Here is a 21,726-nt window from a genome sequence, read left to right on the forward strand (position 1 = left end):
GCGCTCTCGACTGGACGTGTGAGCAGCACGACCAGGGACCGGGCCGCGGGCGCCGAGGGCGCCCGCGGCCAGGGCCGCCGGTCCGGCGGTGGCGGCCCGTTCCGGCGGGCGCTGGGCAGGCACTGGTACGCCCTGGCCATGGTCGCCCCGGTGATCCTGGTCACCGGCCTGCTGATCGGCTGGCCGCTGGCCCGCGGCGTGTACCTGTCGCTGACCGACGCCACCGAGGCCAACATCGGCCGCACGATCGGCGTCAACGTCATCCCCTCCACCTACGAGTTCGTGGGTCTCGAGAACTACGTCGGGATCCTGACCAGCTCCCTGTTCTGGGACAAGCTGACCTGGACGGTCACCTGGACCGTCGCCTGCGTGGCGCTGCACTACGGCCTGGGCCTGGGACTGGCCCTGCTGCTCAACCGGCGCCTGCGGTTCCGCTCGGCCTACCGGCTGCTGCTCATCCTGCCGTGGGCCATCCCCGGGTTCGTCTCCGCGTTCATCTGGCGCTACCTGTACAACAGCGACTTCGGCGTGATCAACGCGATGCTCAAGGCCGCCGGCCTGGGTGCGGTCGGCTGGCTCGACGACCCGACCACGGCGAAGATCGCGGTCATCGCGGTCAACGTGTGGATGGGCGTGCCGTTCATGATGGTCGCCATGCTGGGCGGGCTCCAGTCGATCCCCGGCGAGCTCTACGAGGCCGCCGAGGTGGACGGCGCCACGCCGTGGCAGCGCTTCCGCTTCATCACCCTGCCCGGCCTGAGCACGGTGTCGAGCACCGTGGTCCTGCTGGGCACCATCTGGACGTTCAACATGTTCCCGGTGATCTACCTGATCAGCGGGGGCGGGCCGGGCAGCTCCACCGAGATCCTGGTCACCTACGCCTTCCGTGAGGCCTTCACCGGCGTCCGCAACTACTCCAACTCCGCGGCCTGGGGAGTGATCATCCTCCTGCTCCTCGTCGTGCTGGCCGTGGTCTACCGGCGCTCGCTGCGCAAGCAAGGGGAGGTCTGGTGAGCACCGCCGGTATCAGGGGCGCCGGGCGCGCCCGGGGACGGGGGGACCGCGGCCTGGGCAGTTCCGTCCTGCTGCACGCGACCCTGCTCGCCGCGGTCGCCGTCTCGCTCTTCCCGATCGTGTGGCTGGTCCTGACCTCGCTCAAGCCGCGCCACGGCTGGCTCTCCAGCGAGCTGGAGATCTTCAACCAGCCCTCGCTGGACAACTACACCCGGGTGCTGACCGAGACGCAGTTCCCGACCTGGCTGCTCAACTCGGTGATCGTCGCCGCCCTGACCACGGTCATCGGCGTCTTCCTGGCCTCCACCACCGGGTACGCGATCAGCCGCTTCCGCTTCCCCGGCTACCGCGGGGTCATGTGGATGCTGCTCGTCACCCAGATGTTCCCGGTGGCGATCCTGATCGTCCCGCTCTACAACCTGATGGCTGGCCTGAAGCTGCTCAACCAGATCCCCGGCCTGGTCATCGCCTACATGACCGTGGCGGTCCCGTTCTGCGCGTGGATGATGAAGAGCTACTTCGACTCCATCCCGCGCGAGATCGACCAGGCGGGGATGGTCGACGGCCTGACCCCGTTCGGCACCTTCTGGCGGGTCATCCTGCCGCTGGCCAGGCCCAGCCTGGCGGTCACCGCGTTCTACTCCTTCATGACCGCCTGGGGCGAGGTCGCCTACGCGACCGTCTTCATGTCCCAGGAGGAGAAGCGCACGCTCGGCATCGGCCTGCAGCAGTTCGTCGGCCAGCACTGGTCGGACTGGGGACTGCTCACCGCCTCGGCGGTGCTGATCGCGGTGCCCGCGGCGGTCGTCTTCCTGCTGGTCCAGCGGCACCTGGTCGCCGGGCTCACCAGCGGCGCCACGAAGGCGTAACACTCCCGTGCTATCACGTCCTGACATGTCATTTGATCGGGGGATTCAACCATGACCGAGCTCGTCCACGCGGACCCGTCACCATCGGGCACCGGCACCGCCACCCGGTGGTGGCGCGACGCGGTGATCTACCAGGTCTACGTACGCAGCTTCGCCGACGGCAACGGCGACGGTGTGGGGGACCTGCTCGGCGCGCGCGGCAGGCTGCCGTACCTGGCCGACCTGGGGGTCGACGCGGTCTGGCTCACCCCGTTCTTCACCTCGCCGATGGCCGACTTCGGCTACGACGTGGCCGACTACCGGGACGTGGACCCGATCTTCGGGTCGCTGGCCGACGCGCGGGCCCTGATCGACGACGCGCACCGGCACGGCCTGCGCGTGATCGTGGACGTGGTGCCCAACCACACCTCCGACCGGCACGCCTGGTTCGCCGAGGCCCTGGCGGCGTGCCCCGGCGACGCGGCGCGGGAGCGCTACATCTTCCGCCCGGGCCGGGGCGCGGCCGGTGAGCTGCCGCCCAACGACTGGGAGTCGATCTTCGGCGGCCCGGCGTGGACCCGGCTGCCGGACGGCGAGTGGTACCTGCACCTGTTCGCCCCCCAGCAGCCCGACCTGAACTGGGAGAACCCCGAGGTCCACGCGGAGTTCGAGTCGATCCTGCGCTTCTGGCTCGACCTGGGCGTGGACGGCTTCCGCGTCGACGTCGCCCACGGCATGGTCAAGGCCGAGGGCCTGCCCGACGTCGGCCACCCCGACCAGGTGAAGATGATCGGCGCCGACGTGGTGCCGTTCTTCGACCAGGACGGCGTGCACGAGATCCACCGCTCCTGGCGCAGGCTGCTCGACTCCTACCCGGGCGAGCGGATCGGCGTCGCCGAGGCGTGGGCGCCGTCCCCGCAGCGGCTGGCCAACTACGTCCGCCCCGACGAGATGCACCAGGCGTTCAACTTCCACTTCCTCAAGACCCCCTGGGACGCCGACGCGTTCCGCGCGGTCGTCCAGGAGTCGCTGGCCACCGCGGACCTGGTCGGCGCTCCCAGCACCTGGGTGCTGTCCAACCACGACGTCAAGCGTCACCTGACCCGCTACGGCGGCGGCGAGCTCGGCCTGCGCCGCTCCCGGGCGGCCGCCCTGCTGACGCTCTCCCTGCCCGGCTCGGCCTACGTCTACCAGGGCGAGGAGCTCGGCCTTCCCGAGGTGCTCGACCTGCCCGAGGAGTTCCTGCACGACCCGCAGCGCCACCGCAACCCCGAGGACGGCCGCGACGGCTGCCGGGTGCCGCTCCCGTGGGCCGCCGACGAGCCGCACTTCGGTTTCAGCCTGCTCCCGGGCACCGGTTCCCCCTGGCTGCCCATGCCCGCCTCCTGGGGGCCGCTCAGCGTCGACTCCCAGCTGCGGGACCCGCTCTCCACGCTGAACCTCTACCGCGAGGCGCTGAGGATCAGGCGCGAGCGCCGCCGCTTCGACGACGCCCCGCTGACCTGGCTCGACTCCCCGGAGGGGACGCTGGCCTTCCGCCGGGGCGACGGGTTCGCCTGCACGGTCAACCTCACCGGCGAGCCGGTCGCGCTGCCCGCCCCCGGGCGGATCCTGCTGGCCAGCGCCGGGACGACAGTCGAGGACGGCCTGGCACGGCTCGCCCCCGACTCCGCCGTCTGGTGGGGAACCGATGGCGCATAGCGCGGGCCCGCTGGGCAACGGCACCAGTGGCGTCAGCGGTACCGGTGGTGTCGGCGGCGTCGGCGGCACCGCACGGCTGACTGACATCGCCGCCCAGGCCGGGGTGAGCGAGGCCACGGTCAGCCGGGTGCTCAACGGCAAGCCGGGCGTCTCCGCCCTCACCCGGCGCTCGGTGCTGGCGGCCCTGGACGTCATGGGGTACGAGCGCCCGCAGCGGCTGCGCCAGCGCAGCAACGGGCTGATCGGCCTGGTCACGCCGGAGCTGGACAACCCCATCTTCCCGGCGTTCGCCCAGGCCTTCGAGAAGACCCTGACCCAGCACGGCTACACCCCGGTGCTGTGCACCCAGCTCCCCGGCGGCGCGGTCGAGGACGAGTTCACCGAGCTGCTGGTGGAGCGGGGGGTCAGCGGCATCATCTTCGTCTCCGGTCTGCACGCGGACGTCACCGCGCGCGCGGACCGCTACACCCAGCTCATCGGGCAGGGCGTGCCCATCGTCCTGCTCAACGGCCACGCGGCCGACGTCCCGGCCCCGTTCATCTCCCCGGACGACCGGGCCGCGGCCCGGCTGTCCGTGCAGCACCTGGTCGACCTGGGACACGAGCGGATCGGCCTGGCCGTCGGTCCCGGCCGGTTCGTCCCGGTGATCAGGAAGATCGAGGGGTACCGGCGGGCGATGTCCCGGCTGCTCGGGGTGACCGACGTGGACGGGCTGATCTCGCACTCGCTGTTCTCGGTGGAGGGCGGCCAGGCCGCGGCCGCCCAATTGCTGGAGCGCGGCTGCACCGGCATCGTGTGCGCGTCGGACCTGATGGCGCTGGGCGCGATCCGCGCCTGCCGGGACCGGGGCCTGACGGTGCCGGGCGACGTCTCGGTGGTGGGGTTCGACGACTCGCCGCTCATCGCGTTCACCGACCCTCCGCTGACCACCGTGCGCCAGCCCGTGCAGTCGATGGTGACCGCGGCCGTGCACACCCTGCTGGAGGCCGTCACCGGGACCCCCGGGCAGCGGCACTCCGAGCTCATCTTCCAGCCCGAACTCATCGTGCGCGGTTCCACGGGCTCCGGTCCCAAGATCCTGCGCTGACCCTCCGCCCGCCGGCCTCCCGGCGGGCCCCGCCCCTCGCCTTCTCACGCTTCACGCACCCGTCACGCCACGGAGACCGGCACCCCGCCGCCTCTCCTGTTCGGCACGCGCGTCCCCGGGTCGTCACCGATCCGGGCCCGCCCCCCTCGCTCGATCCGCCTACCTCGCGTGCCCGCCCAGGAGGCCCGCATGAGTGTGCCCGATCCCGCCCCACCCGCCGTCTCGCCGACCGCCCCGCTCATTGCCCCACCCGCCGTCTCGTCCACCGCTCCGCTCGCCGTCTCGCCGACCGCCCCGTCCACCGCCCCGCTCATCGCCCAGCCCACCGCCCAGCTCACCGTTCCCCTGCTGCTCGCCGCGCGGGCGCAGGACGACCCCGACCGGCCCGCCCTCGCCGGTGCCGACCCTCTCGGATCGGAGGACCTGACCTTCGGCCGCTGGGAACGGTGGTCCAACGCCGCCGCCCGCGGCCTGATCGCCCGGGGACTGCGGCCCCGCGACCGCGTCGGCCTGCTGTTCGGCGGGCGGGACTGGGCGGCGTTCGCCGTCGCCTTCTGCGCGGTGCTCAAGGCGGGCGGCGTGGCGGTGCCGCTCTCGGTCAGGCTCAGCGACCGCGAGATCCTCGACACCCTGGACCACTGCGGCGCCGCGGGCGTGCTCCACGGCCCGTCCGAGTCCCCGCGGGAGTCCCCGCGGGAGTCCCCGCGGGAGTCCCCGCGAGAGTCGTCGCGCGGGCCGGGCGCCGGGCGCTGGTGGTCGACGGTGCCCGACACCGGCGACGGTTCGCCGGTCGACGTCCCGGCCGGCCCGGGAGACCTCGCCCAGATCGTCTACACCTCCGGCACCACCGGGACCCCCAAGGGCGTCGGCGCCACCCACGCCAACCTGACCCACGGTCGCCCGCTCCGCCCGCGGCGCCGGGCCTACACCCACTCCGAACGCTTCCTGCACGCCTTCCCCATCGGGACGAACGCCGCGCAGATGATGCTGATGGACGGCCTGACCGCGCACCCGGCGGCGCTCACCCTCGACGTGTTCGAGCCCGAGGAGTTCTGCAGGCTCATCGAGGCGCACCGGGTGGGCACGGTCTTCCTGGTGCCGTCCATGGCGATCGAGCTGCTCGGCTCCGGCGCGCACCGCAGGCACGACCTGTCCGGCGTGCTGCTGCTGGGCTCCTCTGCCGCGGCGCTGCCCCCGGCCGTCGCCCAGGACCTGGCCGCGGCGTTTCCCGGTGCGACGCTGGTCAACCACTACACCTCCACCGAGGCGGTGCCCGCGCAGACGACCATGATCGTCGATCCGGCCAGGCCCACCTCGCTCGGCCGTCCCACCGACCCCGGTGACCTGCGGATCCTCGGGGAGGACGGGCGGATCCTGCCGCCGGGGGAGACGGGCGAGGTCTGGCTCCGCTCCCCGGCCCCGGCGCGCACCTACGTGGGCGACCCCGAGGGCAGCGCGCTGGTCTTCCGCGACGGCTGGGTCCGGATGGGCGACGTCGGCCACCTCGACGACGACGGCTACCTGCACCTGTCCGACCGGGAGAGCGACGTCATCAAGTCGGGCGCCCTGAAGGTGTCCACCGTCCAGATCGAGGCCGCCCTGCACGAGCACCCCGCCGTGGCCGAGGCCGCGGTCGTCGGGGTGCCCCACCCGGTGATGGGCTCGATGCCCGCCGCCGCGGTGCGCCCGGCGTACCCGGTGGCCGTGGACGAGCTGCGCGACTTCCTGTCCGGACGGCTGGCCCGGCACGAGCTGCCCACCCGGATCCTGCTGGTGGACTCCTTCCCGCGCAACGACATCGGCAAGATCGTCAAGTCCGGGGTGCGTGCCCTCTTCGCCGCCCGGGGCCGCGCCGTGCCCCTGACTTCCGGGCAGGAGCGGTGCCTGTCCGGCCCGCTCGCCTCCGGCGAGACGGTCCGGGTGGCCGTACGGGTGACCGAGGAGGTGGACCCCGGCCTGCTCAGACGGGCCCTGCGGGAGGTCGCCGCCGCCCACGACGCGCTGCGGCTGACGTTCCCCCGCCACGACGGGGTCCGTACCGCCGAGGTCGTCCCCGGCGCCGACCCCGAGCTGGTCGTGTTCCCCGCCGCGGACGCGGTCCTCGGCGACGGCGTCCCGGAGCGGGTGGAGGAGGAGTCGGTCAGGCCCTTCGACGTGGAGCGCGGGCCGCTCTGGCGGACGATCCTCACCGGCCCGTCCCCGGACGGCCGCCTGCTGGTGCTCTGCGCCTCGGAGCTGGTCTGCGACGCCTGGTCGCTGGAGACCGTCCTGTACGAGCTCGGGACCGCCTACGCCGCCGCGCTCTCCGGCGGGCCGTCCGCCGAGGTGCCCCCCGCCGACGACTCCCGTGCTCCCCGTGCCTCCTACGCCGACTGGGCGGCCGGACGCCGCTCGCGATCCACCGGCCAGGACGGCCCACCCGGCCCACCCGGCCCGCTCGGCCCGCCCGGCCCGCCCGATCCTGCAGGGCCGCTCGATCCTGCAGGGCCGCTCGATCCGGCCGGGACGGGCCGTCCGGAGGGTGCCGGTGAGGTGCACGCGTTCCGGCTGGAACCGGAGACGGCCGGCAGGATGCGGCAGGCGGCGCGCGCCGGACGGACCACGGCCGGCACGACGGCGCTCGCCCGCTGGGCGGGCCGCGGTGTCCCGGGTGCGGAAAGTACCCGATCCCGTGGTGCTCGTCCGCGAACCCGGGCGGGACGACCCCGCCCACGCCCTCCTCGTCGGGCCGCTCGCACTGGACGTCCCGATCCGCCCATCCGATACGTCCGGTACGCGCGAGACCGGTGGACCCCCCGGCCCGCCCGGGTCGTACGACGCCCGTTTCCTCTTCGAGGGGCTCGCGCCGGGACCGTACCTGCCGGGCCTGAGGTCCGAGCCGTGGGCGCCTCCCGCCGTGCCGCCCGCCGACGGCGTGCCGTCCCTCACCCTCACCGAGCAGCAGGACGGGTCCGTGTCCGGCGTCTGCTCGGGCCCGGACGCCGAACGCCTCGCCCGGGAGTTCCGGCGCCTGTGCGACCCGTCCGTCTCCTGAGCGCCTCCTCCCGGGGCCCCTCCCCGATGTGCGACCCGTCCGTTCCGGCACCACCCGGCCTTTCCCTCCCGGATCCCGTCTCCGATCGGAAGTGATCATGACGTCCGAGACCGATTCCCTGATCGGCTCCGTCCCCGTCCCCGCCTCACTCGCCCAGCAGGGCATCTGGTTCAACGAACGGATGGGCGGCACCGAGACCGTCTACACGATGCCGTTCTCCGTCTCCTTCGACGGTCCCCTCGACGTCACGGCACTGGCCGCGGCCTGGCGGGCGCTCGTCGCGCGGCACCCGGCGCTGACCCGCGCGGTCTCCGAACGCCAGGGCGTGCCGTACCTGACGCCCGCCGCGGAACCGCCCGGGCTGCGCGTCGTCGAGACCGGCGCCGACCGGCCCGGCGGACCGGTCACCGAGGAGATCCTGCACCCCTTCGACCTGACGCGCGGGCCGCTGCTGCGCGGCACCCTGTACGTGGAGGGCCCGCGCAGGGCGACGCTGCTGGTCGTGGTCCACCACCTCGTCTTCGACGGCGAGTCGACGTCGGTGTTCCTGCGGGACCTGGCCGCGCTCTACCGGGCCGAGGTCACCGGTGCCCCCGCCGGCCTGCCGGAAGCCTACGGCGACGATCCCCGCGAGCTCGCCGCCCGCGCCGAGGCCAGGGTCGCGGCGAGCCTGTCCTTCGCCCGCGAGTTCTGGGGACCGCGCCGGCGGGAGGCGGCCCAGGTCGTCCTGCCCGGCCTGACCGGGGAGGTGCCCGCGGTGGACCGGGGGGCGGCGGTGCGGTTCGACCTGCCCGCTCCGGAGCGCGAGGCGCTGGCCCGGCTGTCGGAGGAGATCGGGGCGAGCAGGTTCGAGATCGTCCTCGCCTCGCTGCACGCCCTCCTGTACCGGTACGGCAACGCCGAGCCGACGGTCGCCGTCGACCTGGGCACCCGCTCGCCGGAGACCCGCGACCAGATCGGCGCGTTCGTCAACGAGCTGCCCGTCACCGCCCGGCTCCGGCCGGAGTGGGGCTTCCGGCGCTTCGTGGGCGACCAGCGTTTCGCCTACGGCCTCCGCTCCGACCTGCGCGGCCTCTTCCGGGTCCGGGAGGTGCCGCTGTCGCGCGCCGTCAGCGGCGTACGGCCGGGCGTCTCGCTCGCGCCGATCTCCCTCGGTTACCGCAGACGTGAGGCCGCGCCCGAGTTCCACGGCGTCGGCGCCCACGTGGAGTGGGTGCTGTTCAACCACACCGTCCGCGGCGCCATGCGCGCGCACATCGTGGACGGGCCCGACCGGTTCGGCGTCGTCCTGCAGTACAACCCGCGCCTGATGACGGGCGACGACGCCGAGCGCGTCGCGGAGCACTGGCGCACCCTGCTCGCCGCGGTGGCCGCCGACCCGGACCTGCCGATCGCCGAGCTGCCGCTGCTCGGCGAGGAGGAGACCCGGCGCCTGCTGTCGGAGTGGAACGACACCGCCGTCGCCTACCCGTCCGCGACCCTGCCCGAGCTCCTCGCCGAGCAGGCCGCCCGTACCCCCGAGGCGGTCGCGGCGGTCTGCGGCGCGCGGACGATGAGCTACGCCGAGCTGGCCGGGGCCGTGGACGGGCTCGCGTCGCGGCTGCGGGCGCTGGGGGTGCGGCGGGGCACGCTCGTCGCGGTCTGCGCGGGACGCTCCCTGCCCACCCTGGTGACCCTGCTCGCCGTCTCCCGGGCCGGGGGCGCCTACCTGCCCCTCGACCCGGACCATCCGATCGAGCGCCTGCGCCTGATCCTGGAGGACTCCGGCGCCGGACTGCTCCTGACCGGCCCGGAACGCCGGGACGACCTCGCCGGGGCCGGCGTCCGCACCCTCGACCTGACCGACCTGACCGACCCCACGGACCTGACCGACCTGGTCGACCTGACGGATCCCACGGACCCGGCCGACCTGGCCGATCCCACGGACCCGGCCGATCCCACCGGGCAGGGTTCCCGGCCCGCCGTCCCCGCCGCGGCCGTGGCTCCGCCGCCGTGGCCCGAGCCGGGTGACCCGGCGTACGTGCTGCACACCTCGGGCTCCACCGGACGGCCCAAGGGGGTGCGGATCCCGCACCGGGCACTGACCAACCTGCTGCTGGCCATGCGCGACCTGCTCGGCTCGGCTCCCGGCGACCGCTGGCTCGCGCTCACCTCGCTCTCGTTCGACATCTCGGCACTGGAGCTCTACCTGCCGCTGGTCACCGGGGGACGGGTCGTGCTCGCCCCGGACGGGGCGCTCGCCGACGGGCGCGAGCTCGTACGGCTGGCCGCGGGAAGCGGGGTCACCCACGTGCAGGCGACCCCGTCGGGCTGGCGAATGCTGCTGGACGCCGGGCTCGGCCTGCCCGGCGCGACCGCCCTGGCCGGAGGCGAGGCCCTGCCCCGCCCCGCTGGCCCGGGAGATCCTCGGCGCGACCGGCAGGCTGTTCAACGTCTACGGGCCCACCGAGACGACGATCTGGTCCACCAGTGCCTTCGTCGCCGAGCCCGTCACCACCGTGCCCATCGGCGCGCCGCTGGCCAACACCCGGGTCCACGTGCTGGACGAGCGGCTGCGGCTGCTCCCGGTGGGCGTGCCCGGAGAGCTCTGCATCGCCGGGGACGGCGTCGCCGACGGCTACCTCGGCCTGCCCGAGCTGACCGGGGAACGCTTCCCCGCCGACCCGTTCGGGCCCGGCCGCCTCTACCGGACGGGCGACCGCGTCCGCAGGCGCTCCGACGGGCTCGTCGAGTTCATCGGCCGCCTGGACGACCAGATCAAGCTCCGCGGCCACCGCATCGAACCGGGCGAGATCGAGTCCCGGCTGCTGGAGCACCCCGGCGTGGCCCGCGCGGCCGTCGTCGCCAGGGAGGACGACAAGGGGGAGCGGCGCCTGGTCGCCTACCTGGAGTGCGCGACGGTACCCGCCGGCCTGCGCGAGCACTGCGCCGCCACCCTGCCCTCGTACATGATCCCCGCCGACGTCGTCGCGTTGCCCGCGCTGCCGATGACCGCCAACGGCAAGCTCGACCGGGCCGCCCTGCCCGCGCCCGGGGCCCGCGCCACCGCGCCCGGCACGACCGCGCCCGCCGTCCTGACCGGGGTGGCCGCGGAGCTGCACGAGATCTGGCGGGAGGTGCTCGGCGTCGAGGTCGTCGGCCTCGACGAGGACCTGTTCGAGCTGGGCGGCCACTCGCTGACGATCACCCAGATCGCCTCCAGGGTCCGGCTGCGGCTGGGCGCCGACCTGCCGCTGCACGTCTACTACGACGAGCCCACGATCGCCGCGATCGCCTCCGCCGTCGAACGTCTCACCGGGGAGCGCTGACCCATGACCCTCCCCTCACTCCCATCGCCTCCGGCCGTGCCCGGGCTGCACGTCAACTGGACCGGCCCCTACCGGGCGGGCCTGCGCCGCCACCGTGACCGGGCCCTGGAGAACGGCCCGTACACGATGCCGGTCGAGGAGATCCTCACCTGCGTGCACAGCGCGTACGCCTGGCGGGCCTTTCACGGCGGTGTCGCACTGGTGACCGACGAGCTGGGCGCCTCCTACACCGCGGCGCAGGGCCTGGACGTGCTCTACGACCGCGTCGACACCCGCCTCGACGACCTGGACGCCATGGACGTGGACCCGCTGCTGTACTTCGCGGCGGGCAAGATCTACACGGCCCGCCTGTACGCCGCCCCGTTCGCCGTCGTCGACACCGACCTCTACCTGCGCGCACCCGTCGGCCACCTGGGACGGGGCGGGTTCGTGTTCGCGCACTGGGAGTCGGTGGGCAACGCCGTCTACCCGCCGCCCGAGGAGGTCCCCCGGCCCGCCGGCCTGGAGCTGTCACGCTGGCTCTTCGACACCCCCGCGGCCAACATGGCCCTGTCCGTCTTCCTCGACGACCGGCACCGCGCCGAGTACGCGGAGGCGGCCATGGCCTTCATGACGGGGAACGCCGGGCCGTCGGCCGCCGAGCCGATCGTCCGCCAGACCTTCGCCGAGCAGCGACTGGCCCCCGCGGTCGCCCGCTCCCTCGGCGTGGACCTGCGCCCGCTCACCGACCGCTTCTGGGTCGTGGAGACCGAGGAGTGGGACGGGCCCTCCCACGCCGGGCGCTTCCACCACACCTGGAACCAGAAGCGCCTGCTGCGCCAGTTCCCCGAGCTGCGCCCGGCCTACTGGCGGTACCTGCTGGAGGACCTGCTCTGGAACCATCCCGGCGCCGCCGACCTGCTGCCGTCGGTGCCCGCCCTCGCCGGGTGCGCCGACCTCGTCCACGCCGTACGCCGCGACCTCGCCGCGCACGGCCCCAGCGTCCTGGATTGGAAGACCGCGTGACCGCGCAGAGCACCGAGACGGAGCTGGGCGCCCTGTGGCGTCAGGTGCTCCGCGTCCCCGAGGTCGCCCCCGGCGACAACTTCTTCGAACTGGGCGGGGACTCCTTCAGGGCGGCCCAGCTCGCCTCCCTGATCGGTGAACGGCTGGGCGTGCCCGCCACCCCGGCGCTGGCCTTCGACCGGCCCGAGCTGGCGGGCCAGGCCCGGTGGATCGACGGCGCCCGCCGCCCGGCCGCCCCGCCGCCCGCCGCCGCGGCGGGCGGGGCGGGGGGCGGGGGAGCGGCACTCAGCACGCAGCAGGAGGAGTTCCTGGAGTGGATGTTCTCCGGCGACCCCGTCCGCGACATCGGCTCCTGCGCCACCGCCGTCCGCATCCGGGACGCCCTCGACGTCCCCCTCCTGACCCGGGCGCTGGAGACGGTGATCGCCCGGCACGACCCGCTGCGCACCGTCGTCACCGCCTCCGGTCAGGTCATGGTCGCGGACGAGCTGCCCCCCGAGGTCGACGAGGCCGAGGCCCGTGGCGACACCCTCGAGGAACGCGAGCGCGACGCCGAACGCATCGTGTGGCACGAGCGGATGCGCCTCGACAGTGTGCTGCGCGGCCCGCTGGTGCGGGCCCTGGTGGTACGCCTGGACGAGGACGACCACGTGCTGGCCCTGGCCGTGCACCACTTCGCCTTCGACGGCTTCTCGCTCGGCGTCCTCCTTCGCGAGCTGGGCATCGCCTACTCGGCGCTGCGCACCGGGCACCCCGTCCGGCTGCGCCCGCTGCCGACGACCTACGCCGCCTACTGCGACGCCGCCCGCGCGCGGTGGCCGGTCAACCGGCCGTACTGGGACCGGGTGCTGGACGGCGCGCCGCGCGACCTGACGCCCTTTCCCGGACGGCGGGACACCACCCTGTTCTCCCGGCGCAGGCACGCCTTCGAGATCGACGCCGATCTCGCCCGGCGGCTGCGTGAGACCGCTCAGAGCCGCGGCGCGACCACGTTCATGGCGGTGGCCGCCTGCTGGACCTGGTTGCTGCGGCAGTGGACCGGCCTGACGGACCTGGTGGTGATGTCCCCCGTGCCCGGCCGTACCGCCCCCGAGCACGAGGCGCTGATCGGCTGCCTGGTGCAGTCGCTCGTCCTGCGCCTCGACGCCTCGGGCGAGCCCGCCTACACCGAGCTGGTCGAGCGGGTCAGGGAGGTCTCGGTCGGGGCGGTCGCGCACCAGTTCCACTCCTACCTGGAGACCCGGATGCGGGTGCCGTTCCCCTCGCGGATCCACTACGAGAGCTTCGGTGCCCCGCACTTCCCCGGCCTGCTGTCGGAGGCGTTCCCCTTCCCGCGCGAGCAGGAGGGGCTCGAATGGGCCGCGAACCCGGGCGAGCTCGACCTCAGCGCCCCCGAGCTGATCGTCGAGGAGCAGCGGGACGGCTCCATGCTCGCGGCCGTGGTCTACAACCACTACGGCTACGACCCCGCCACGGCCGCCGAGCTCGCCGAGGCGTTCCAGCGCTACGCCCGCCTCGCGGTCGAGCACCCGGACGAGCCGCTGCCGGGGCTGGGCACGTCACCGCGTTCCGGCACGGCGGAGTGCCCGGCGGCGGTGGAGCGTTCCGCCGTCGCCGGGGATTCCGGCACGGCGCCGGGGGAGGAGAGCTCATGACGGCCGGACGGGCCGCGATCGTCGGGGCGGGACCCGCGGGGTCGCTGCTCGCGATCCTCCTCGCCCGCCGCGGTCACCGGGTCGACGTCTACGACCTGCGTCCCGACCCGCGCGACGGCAAGGGCGACGGCGAGGGGCGCTCGATCAACCTGGGCCTGTCGGCCCGCGGCATCCGCGCCCTGCGGCGGGTCGGCCTGTGGGAGACGCTGCGCGACCGGCTGGTCCCGATGCGGGGACGCGTCGTCCACCGCCCGGACGGGTCGGCCGTCTTCCAGGCGTACGGCACCGACCCGGCGCAGATCCTCTACTCCGTCGACCGGGACGAGCTGACCACCCTCCTGGTCGAGCGCGCCGCGGCGCACGAGGGCGTCAGGCACGTCTTCGGCGTCCGCTGCACCGGACTCGACCGCGAGAACGCCGGCCTGACGCTGGCCGACACGGTCACCGGACAGGCGCGCGGCGTCCGCGCCGACTTCGTGGTGGGCGCGGACGGCGCGTTCTCCGCGGTACGCGCCGCCATGCAGCGGGGGCTCCCCACCGACCACCGCCAGGACTTCCTGGAATGGGGGTACAAGGAGCTGACGATCCCCGCCGCCCCCGGTGGCGGTCCCCGCGTCCCGCTGGAGGCGCTGCACGTCTGGCCGGGGGACGGTGCCCTGATCGTCGCCCACCCCAACGTGGACGCCTCGCTCACCGCCACGCTCTTCCTGCCCCGCACCGGCGTCCCCGGTGCGCCGGGCTTCGACGACCTGACCGGCGGCCGCGACGCCGTCCGCTTCCTCGGCCGGGTCTTCCCCGGCTTCGCGGACCTCGTGCCCGACCTGGCGGCCCAGTACGCCGCCGGCCCGGTCGGCACCCTGGTCACCATCCGCACCTCGCGATGGCGGCACGCCGGCCGGGTGGTCCTGGTGGGCGACGCCGCCCACGCGGTCTACCCCTTCTACGGCCAGGGCATGAACGCGGCGCTGGAGGACTGCCTGGTGCTCGACGACTGCCTGGCCCGCCACCCCGGCGACCGGGCGGCGGCGTTCGGCGCGTACCAGCGGCTGCGCAGGCCGCACACCGACATCCTGGCCGACCTGTCCGAACGCAACTTCGCCGACCTGCGCGACGGCACCCGCTCCCCGCTGCGGCTGGCCCGCAGACAGGCCGACCTGGCCCTGAACCGCATCTTCCCCACCCTGTGGCGGCCGCTCTACACGATGGTCTCGCACACCGACATGCCGTACGGCGAGGCGCTGCGCCGGGCCCGCCACCAGGACCGCGTACTGCGCTGGTCGGGTGCGGCCCTGGCGGCCGGCGTCGCCCTCGCGGCCGTGAAGCTCACCTCTGCTCGGAGGACCTCCCCGTGATCGTGCACCCCGACGACCCCTCGCTCCACCTGATCGAGGTGGCCGACCTCGACCTTCCGCACCCGCCGCCCGAGGCGCGCGCGCACCGGGACGCGCTGCGGGCCGTGATCGGCTGGGCCGGGACCTACCTGTGCCGTCCGCACCCCGACCTGGGCCGCAACGGCCCGGTCTGCCCCTACGCCCAGGGCTCGCTGAGCAGGGGCAGGTTCTACCTCGCGGTGCCCGGGACGGATCCGCGCACCGTGGAGGACGTCGTCGCCCTGGTGGAGCCGTACCGGGCCTGGTTCACCGGGCTCGCCCCGCGGGGCGGTCCCGACGCCGTGTTCACCACGATCCTGATCCTGCTGCCCGGCCTCGCCGGCCGGGTGGCGCTCGTCGACGCCGCGCAGGAGGCGCTGAAGGACCGCTTCGTCGAGGAGGGGCTGATGATCGGGGAGTTCCACGACGGCCCGCCCGACAAGCCCGGCCTGTGGAACCCGCTGCTGCGCCCGCTGTCCGGGCCCGTGCCGCTGCTCGCGATCCGCCACATGGTCGCCACGGACCTGCCGTTCCTGCACCTGGACCCGGCCCACCGCGATGCCTACCTGGCCCGCTTCGGCGGCCGGATCCCCGTCCACCTGCGGGAGACGGTCACCGAGGCCGGGAGCATGGAGGCCACCGTGACCGACGCGGTGACGGGCGCCGTGGCCGGGGCCGTGACCGCCACCGTGACCGGCGCCGTCCGCGACGCCGCGACCGGCACCGCCCTGGAGACCGTCCTGGAGGGAGCGGAATGACGCCCATCGCGCGCCGCGACCCCGCGGCGCCCGTCCCGCTCACCCCGGCGCAGGCCCGCCTGTGGTTCCTCGACCGGGCCGGACAGGACGCCGGGACGTCCTACGTGTGCTGGACCTCCCAGCGCGTCACCGGGCCGCTCGACGTGAACGCGCTGCGGGCGGCGTTCACCGCCGTGGTACGCCGCCATGAGGCGCTGCGCCTGGCCGTCGTCGAGGGACCCGCCCAGGTGGTGCGCGAGGACGGGCCCGAGCTGAACGTGGTGATCCTGCCCGGCGAGCCGGAGGCGCGCGCCCTGGCGGAAGGCCTGCTCGCGCGGGGGTTCGCGTTCGACGGCGGCCCGCTGCACCGGGCCGTGCTCATCCGGATCGCCCCCGGGGAGCACGTCCTGGTGTGGTGCCTGCACCACATCATGTGCGACGGGCCCTCCATCGGCATCCTGGAGGACGACCTGTGGGCCTGCTACCGGGCCCTCACCGAGGGGGCGGAGCCCCCGCCGGGCGTCTTCGCCCAGTTCCCCGACTACGCCGCCTGGCTCGCCGGGCAGGACGGGCGGGCCCGCGAGGCCGGGCGTGCCCACTGGCGCGAGCACCTGTCCGGCGCCCCGGCCCTCAGCACCCTGCCGCAGGACCGGCCCCGGCCGCGCGAGCCCGTACGCGACGGGGCCCGGCGCTCCCTGGGCCTGCCCGCGGACCTGGTGCCCGAGCTGCACGCCCTCGCCAGGACCAGGCGCACCACCCTGTTCGTCCTGGCGATGGCCGCGATGACCGCGGCCGTCGCCAGGTACTCCGACGAGGAGGACGTGGTCGTCGGGACCGCCCTGGTCGACCGGTTCTCCGACGGCCTGCCCGACCTGGAGGGCTCGGTCGGCTTCTACGTCAACCTCGTCCCGGTCCGGACGGACCTGCGGGCCGACCCCACCCTGGACGAGCTGCTGCGCGCCGTGCGCGGCTCGGTCATCCGGGGGCTGAGCCACCAGGCGATCCCGTTCGAGGAGATCGTCGAACTGGCCGGGGCGCCCCGCGACCTGAGCAGGAACCCGGTGTTCCAGACGCTGCTGGTGATGGAGTCCGCGGGCCGGTCCGGGCGGCGGGCGGCGGGCCTCGCGGTCGAGCCGTGGCCGCTGAGCGTCTCGTCCCCGGGCGCCCGCTTCGACGTGACCCTCGTGGTGACCGTGGGGGAGGGCCGGATCGACCTGCACGCCGACCACTCGGCCGACCTGTACGACACGGACACGATCGACCGGTTCCTGCGTCACGTCACCGCCTTCCTGACGGCCTTCACCACCACGCCGGACCTGCGGGTCTGGCAGGTCCCGCTGCACGACGAGGGTGACGCCGGCGCGGGCCCCGGAGGCGGCCCGCCGTCCGGGGACTTCACCGCGGTTCACGAGCTCTTCGCCCGGCGCGCGGCCGAGACCCCGGCCGCTCCGGCCCTGGTGTCGGAGGCCGGGACGGTCGGCTACGGCGAACTGGAGCGCCGCTCCGCGCGGCTGGCCGGGCGGCTGCGCGCGGCCGGGGCGCGACGGGGCTCGGTCGTGGCCGTCGTCCTGCCCGGCGGGCCGGACGCCGTCGTCGCCCTGCTCGCCGCCCTGCGGGCGGGGGCCGCCTACCTGCCGCTCAACCCGGCCGACCCGCCGGACCGGCTCGCCGGGATCCTCCGGGAGGCCGGGGCGGTCGTCGCCGTCACCTCCGCCCGGTACGCGGACGCGCTGGCCGGTCACCCCGGCACCGTCCTGAACCTCGACGCCCCCGACGACGCCCTTCGCGACGCCGACACCGGCGCCGTCGGCGACGCCCAGGTCGTCCGGGGCGCCGGGGACGACGGCGCGGCCACCGGGGACGTCGCCGTCCCTCCCGCGGAACCGGAGGACCTCGCGTACGTGATCTACACGTCGGGTTCCACCGGGCTCCCCAAGGGGGTGATGGTGACGCACGGGACCCTCGCCCGGCTGACCGGGTCGTTCCGCGCCGTGCACGGGTTCGGGCCCGGAGGCCGGGTGCTGATGCTGCCGCCGCTGACCTTCGACGCCTCGGTGGGAGACCTCTTCCCCGCCCTGTGCTCCGGGGCCGCCCTGGTGCTGCACCCCGACCCGGCCCTGCTCGACGGCCCGGAGCTGGTGCGCTTCTGCGCGCGGCACGGGGTCACCGCGGTCGACACCGCGGCCTCGCTCTGGCGCCGCTGGACCACCGAACTGGCCCCCGGCTCGGTGCCGGACGACTGGCCGGTCACCACCATGATGGTCGGCGGGGAGCGGGTGCCGCTCTGGGCGGTCCGCGCCTGGGCCGCGGCCACCGGCGGGCGGGTCGAGCTGTTCAACCACTACGGCCCGACCGAGGCGACCGTGTGCGCCACCGTGCACCGCACCCGCGACGGCGCCGAGGCGGCCGGGCGGGAGCACCTGCCCATCGGACGGCCGCTGCCGCACGTGCGCGCGTACGTCGTCGACCGCCGGGGCGGCCTGGCGCCGACCGGCACGCCCGGCGAGCTGCACCTGGGCGGGGACTGCCTGGCCCGGGGCTACGTCGCCCGGCCCGGGGAGACCGCGGCCCGTTTCCTGCCCGACCCGCACGCCCTAGGCGCGCAGGCCCGCGTGTACCGGACCGGTGATCTGGCCAGGCGCCTGCCCGGCGGGACGCTGGAGTTCCTCGGGCGGGCCGACCGGCAGCTGAAGGTCAACGGCCATCGGATCGAGCCGGCCGAGGTCGAGTCCGCGGTCGTGGCGCACCCGGCGGTGCGCGACGCCGCCGTGACGGCGGCCCCGGAGGGGGACCGGCTCGTCGGCTACGTGGCTCCGGGCACCGTCGATGCGGAGGAGCTGCGGGGCTTCCTGCGCGAGCGGCTGCCCCGGCACCTGGTGCCCGCGCTGCTCGTCCCGCTCGACGCGATCCCGCGCACGCCGCACGGGAAGGTCGACACCGCCAGGCTCCCGGACGTCTCCCGGCGCGTGTCCGGTCACGTCCCGCCGCGCGGTCCGCTGGAGACGGCGATCGCCGCCGTGTGGGCGCGGACGCTCGGCGTTCCCCGGGTGGGACGCCACGACGGCTTCTTCGCCCTCGGCGGTTCCTCGATGTCGGCCGCCCGGCTGCTCGGGGAGATCCGCCGCGAGACCGGTACCGAGCCGTCCCTCGCCGATCTCTTCGAGACGGACGACCTGGCCGGGTTCGCCGCCCGCGTGACCGTCCCGGAGCCCGCCCCGGGCGACGACGACCTGAGGGCGCGGGCGGTGTTCCCCGCCGACGTGCTCGGACTCCTCGGCACGGTGCGCGACGCGTCCGCTCCTCCGCACCCGGGGCGGCCGCACCCCGGCGTGGCCCCGGGCACGGAAGAGGCCGCGCTCCCGGTCACCGGCTCCGCGTCCGGCGGGGCGGGGCGTCCGGAGCGGGTGCTGCTCACCGGGGCGACCGGCCTGCTCGGGGCGAACCTGCTCGCCGCGCTGCTCGACCGCGGTGTCGCCCGGGTGACATGCCTGGTCCGGGCGGGCGGCGAGGACGAGGCCGTTCGCCGGGTCCACGACGTCCTGGCCGGGCACGGTCTCTGGCGGTCCGCCTACCGGGACAGGATCATCGGCCTGCCGGGAGACCTGGCGGCCTCCCGGCTGGGACTGACCCCGGAGGTCCACGACTCCGTGGCCTCCGGGAACGACCTGATCTGCCACGCCGCGCGGGTCGTCAACCTCGTCCTGCCGTACCGGACGCTCGCCCCGGTGAACGTCGGAGGGACGATCGAGGTCGTCCGGCTGGCCGCGCACCGGCGGCCGACCCCGCTGCACGTCGTCTCCACCCTCGGCGTGTACCTGGGCTGGACGGGACGGGAACGTCCCGTCACCGAGGACGAGGCCCCCGACGACCCGGCGGGCCTGGACTCGCCGTACTACCGGACCAGGTGGGTCGCGGACGCGCTGGCGCGGCGGGCCCGCGAGTACGGCCTGCCCGTGACGATCCACCGCCCCGCGAGGGTCGGCGGCCACGGCCGTACCGGTCGCGGCGACCCGGGGGACTACCTCAACCGGCTGCTCGCCACCTTCGTCAGGCTCCGTATGGTGCCGGACGTCCCGGTGGCCGAGGACGTCGTCCCGGTCGACCACCTCGCCGCCGCGATCGCGGAGAGGCTGCTGGACCCCGGTACGGCCGGTCGCGACTTCCACTACGCCGACGCCGCGGGGATCACCTACCGGGGGATGGCGGGCGCCCTGGCCGAGCACGGGTACGACGTGGAGACGGTTCCCTGGGAGCGCTGGCGCGCGGAGATCCTGCGCCGCTCGGCCGCGGGCGAGCCGCTCGCGATGGGGCCGTTCCTCTCCGACCCGGGGCCGGAGCCGCCCGGCCCGCGCCGCCTGCGGTTCGACTGCTCGTTCGCGTGCCCCCCGCCCGGCCCGGCCCTCATCGGCCGCTACCTCGCGTTCCTCGCCGGGTCCGGGACGATCCACCCGCCGGAGGGCGCCCGGGCGCCCGCGGAGGCGACGCTCCTGCCCGCTCCCGCCCCGGCCCCCGCCGGGACGTCCGTGCCGGGAGGGCTCCGATGAGGGCCGACGCGCTCAGGTTCGCCGGCATCTGGTCCGCAGAACTGGTGTCGGTGATCGGCTCCAGCCTCACCGGTTTCGTGCTCAGCGTCTGGGTCTACCAGGAGTCGGGCTCGGAGACGCAGTTCGCGCTCACCATGCTCTGCGCCACCCTCCCGGGCCTTCTCATCACGCCCTTCTCCGGGGTGATCGTCGACCGCTTCGACAGGAAGCGGGTGCTCGTGCTCAGCGACTGCGGGGCTGCGCTGTCGACGGCCGCGCTGCTGCTCGTCGTACAGGCGCAGGGCCTGGCCGTGTGGCACGTCTACCTCGCCACCGCGGTCGGCGCGGTCTGCGGGACCTTCCACCTCACCGTCTACCAGGCCATGACGCCGCTGCTGGTGCCCGAGCGCCACCTGGGACGGGCCAACGGGCTCATGCAGGCCACCTGGGGGCTGCAGATCGCGGCGCCGGTGGCCGCCGGAACCCTGCTGGAGGTGGTGGGGGTACGCGGAGTGCTCCTGCTGGACCTGCTGTCGTTCGCGGTCGCGACGGCCGTGGTGCTGGCGACCCGGCTGCCGCGCGCGGTCACCCGCCCCGAGGGCGTCGCGGTCGCTCCGTCGCTCGGCGCCGACCTGCTCTTCGGCCTGCGTCACCTGCGCCGGGGCGGGCTGCTCCCGCTGGTGGTGGTCTCGGCCGCGTTCAACCTCGCGTTCGCCGTGGCGGGGGTGCTGGTCCGCCCCCTCATCCTGTCGTTCGCCGGGCCCGCCACGCTCGGCGTGCTCGTCTTCGCCGGAGGAGCGGGGCTGTTCGCCGGGAGCCTGGTCATGGGCGCCTGGGGAGGGCCGCGCCGCAGGATCGCGGGGATGAGCCTATTCATGGGGATCGGGGGGATCGCGCTGGCCGCGCACGGCCTGTCCCCGTCGGTGGCGCTCATCGCGGTGGCCGCCCCGGCGTTCCTGTTCGTCCTGCCGGTGGTCAACGGGTGCGTGACGACCGTCCTGCAGACCAGGACGGAGAACGAGGCGCTGGGCCGGGTGCTGGCCACCGCCCGCACCCTGGGGCAGTGCGCGATGCCCGTCGCCTACCTCAGCGCCGCGCCCGCGGCCGAACACCTCACCGGCCCGTGGCTCATGCCGGGAGGCGTGCTGACCGGAAGCGCCGGGGAGCTGATCGGCACCGGTCCCGGAAGGGGCACCGCCCTGATCTTCCTGATCGACGGCCTGCTCCTGGTCGTCCTGGCGATCACCACCTACGCCCGTCCCCGGCTCCGCCGCCTGGACCACGAGGCCCCCGAGGTGCCCGAGGCCTCCAAGGTGCCTGAGGCCCCCGAGGCTCCCGACGTGCCCGGGGCCTCCAAGGTGCCCGAGGCGCCCGGGGCGGTCCGCGCGCGGACCGCCCCCGATCCCGCACCCTGACCCCGACCTCCGCCCCCCGCACCCCGACC

Annotated in this window: 12 protein-coding genes and 1 pseudogene; all 13 read left to right on the forward strand. The window is 74.9% G+C overall.

The window, feature by feature from the left end; all coding sequences use genetic code 11:
• The first annotated feature begins 18 nt into the window (after positions 1–18).
• Positions 19–1,014 carry a carbohydrate ABC transporter permease gene (locus tag ABD832_RS41340; protein ID WP_344908271.1) on the forward strand — a complete coding sequence of 332 codons (996 nt, stop codon included), beginning with the start codon at positions 19–21 and terminating at the stop codon, positions 1,012–1,014.
• Entirely contained in the window at positions 1,011–1,883 is an 873-nt protein-coding gene (locus tag ABD832_RS41345; protein WP_344908275.1) for a sugar ABC transporter permease, read from the forward strand. The genes ABD832_RS41340 and ABD832_RS41345 overlap by 4 nt, the downstream gene beginning before the upstream one ends.
• A 51-nt stretch (positions 1,884–1,934) precedes the next feature.
• Positions 1,935–3,563, forward strand: coding sequence for a glycoside hydrolase family 13 protein (locus ABD832_RS41350; RefSeq protein WP_344908278.1), 1,629 nt, complete (start codon positions 1,935–1,937; stop codon positions 3,561–3,563).
• Positions 3,553–4,650: a LacI family DNA-binding transcriptional regulator gene (locus ABD832_RS41355; protein WP_344908281.1), complete on the forward strand. Its 1,098-nt coding sequence runs from the start codon at positions 3,553–3,555 to the stop codon at positions 4,648–4,650. Before ABD832_RS41350 ends, ABD832_RS41355 begins: the two co-directional genes overlap by 11 nt.
• Positions 4,651–4,839: 189 nt before the next feature.
• Entirely contained in the window at positions 4,840–7,779 is a 2,940-nt protein-coding gene (locus ABD832_RS41360; protein WP_344908284.1) for an AMP-binding protein, read from the forward strand.
• Positions 7,780–7,865: 86 nt separating this feature from the next.
• A pseudogene (locus tag ABD832_RS41365) lies at positions 7,866–9,995 on the forward strand (AMP-binding protein); the annotation flags it as partial.
• Between the two features lie 112 nt (positions 9,996–10,107).
• The gene (locus ABD832_RS41370; RefSeq protein ID WP_344908525.1) at positions 10,108–10,992 is read left to right on the forward strand and encodes a non-ribosomal peptide synthetase; all 885 of its coding nucleotides are present in this window, start codon (positions 10,108–10,110) and stop codon (positions 10,990–10,992) included.
• Between the two features lie 36 nt (positions 10,993–11,028).
• Positions 11,029–11,997, forward strand: coding sequence for a DUF6734 family protein (locus ABD832_RS41375; protein ID WP_344908287.1), 969 nt, complete (start codon positions 11,029–11,031; stop codon positions 11,995–11,997).
• Positions 11,994–13,652, forward strand: a complete 1,659-nt coding sequence (locus ABD832_RS41380) for a condensation domain-containing protein (RefSeq protein ID WP_344908291.1) — start codon at positions 11,994–11,996, stop codon at positions 13,650–13,652. The genes ABD832_RS41375 and ABD832_RS41380 overlap by 4 nt, the downstream gene beginning before the upstream one ends.
• Entirely contained in the window at positions 13,649–15,004 is a 1,356-nt protein-coding gene (locus ABD832_RS41385) for an FAD-dependent oxidoreductase (protein ID WP_344908294.1), read from the forward strand. Before ABD832_RS41380 ends, ABD832_RS41385 begins: the two co-directional genes overlap by 4 nt.
• Positions 15,001–15,780, forward strand: a complete 780-nt coding sequence (locus ABD832_RS41390; RefSeq protein ID WP_344908297.1) for a DUF6875 domain-containing protein — start codon at positions 15,001–15,003, stop codon at positions 15,778–15,780. Before ABD832_RS41385 ends, ABD832_RS41390 begins: the two co-directional genes overlap by 4 nt.
• Positions 15,777–20,303, forward strand: a complete 4,527-nt coding sequence (locus ABD832_RS41395; RefSeq protein ID WP_344908300.1) for an amino acid adenylation domain-containing protein — start codon at positions 15,777–15,779, stop codon at positions 20,301–20,303. The genes ABD832_RS41390 and ABD832_RS41395 overlap by 4 nt, the downstream gene beginning before the upstream one ends.
• Positions 20,300–21,697 (forward strand): MFS transporter, encoded by a 1,398-nt coding sequence (locus ABD832_RS41400; protein ID WP_344908304.1) that lies wholly within the window; start codon positions 20,300–20,302, stop codon positions 21,695–21,697. Before ABD832_RS41395 ends, ABD832_RS41400 begins: the two co-directional genes overlap by 4 nt.
• Positions 21,698–21,726 lie beyond the last annotated feature (29 nt).

This window comes from Streptosporangium longisporum (assembly GCF_039534895.1).
GTDB lineage: Bacteria > Actinomycetota > Actinomycetes > Streptosporangiales > Streptosporangiaceae > Streptosporangium > Streptosporangium longisporum.